We start from the raw sequence: 659 nt of genomic DNA, 5'->3' as shown, positions 1-659 counted from the left end.
TCACGAGCAAGCTCGCCCGTACGGGCCAGGCCCTGCTGAACGGCGTGCAGACCGTGGGCGAGGCGCAGCCGGACGACAGGCGCGAGGCCTTCCTGAACGATCCGGCGACGAAGAAGCTCAACGACGTCGCCGGCCAGTACACCGCCACCGGCACCGTGCAGAAACGCGAGACGGAACTTGCCACTTATACGCGGACCGGCGTCGCGACCGGGAGCAAGCTAGGTGGTGTCATCCGGGGAGGCTAGGCGATGCCGACTGTCGAAGCCCTCGCACGCCTGTCCGCGATGCTCGGCCGCCTCGCGCCCCTGGCGCAGGCGCAGCCGGGCCAGCCGATCGAAGCGGCGCGCTGGAACACGCTTGTCGAAGGGGTGCTGGAACTCGCCCGCGCGGTGCTCGACCAGGGCGACCGCGAGACGGCGGTGCCGCCGCATGCGCATCTGGAGGATGTGCGGCTGAACTGGCTGCAGGCCGATCTGCGCCAGGCCTTCGCACGCGGCGGGCTGTCCGATGCGTCCACCGGCGGCAAGGGGCTGGAGACGGAGGCGGCGCTACGGCGCGCCGTGGCCCGGCTGGATCTGATCGAGACCCAGACAGCCACCCTGCGCGATCGCGTGGTCTCGCTCGCCACCAACGACGCCGTGCGGGGCGATGAGGTGATC

The 659-nt window shown here is 71.0% G+C and carries 2 protein-coding genes; both read left to right on the top strand.

Features of this window, described 5'->3' with window-relative positions; all coding sequences use genetic code 11:
* A partial coding sequence (locus tag AC1DWF_RS35280) for a hypothetical protein (protein ID WP_476843114.1) occupies nt 1-245 on the top strand: 245 nt, incomplete at its 5' end.
* Nucleotides 246-248: 3 nt separating this feature from the next.
* Nucleotides 249-659: hypothetical protein (locus AC1DWF_RS35275; RefSeq protein WP_476843113.1), on the top strand; the 411-nt coding region annotated here is incomplete at its 3' end.

The organism is Aminobacter sp. P4_D5 (assembly GCF_056401815.1).
Note: the sequence above shows the minus strand (reverse complement) of the source record. Positions and strands in the feature narration are given on the sequence as shown.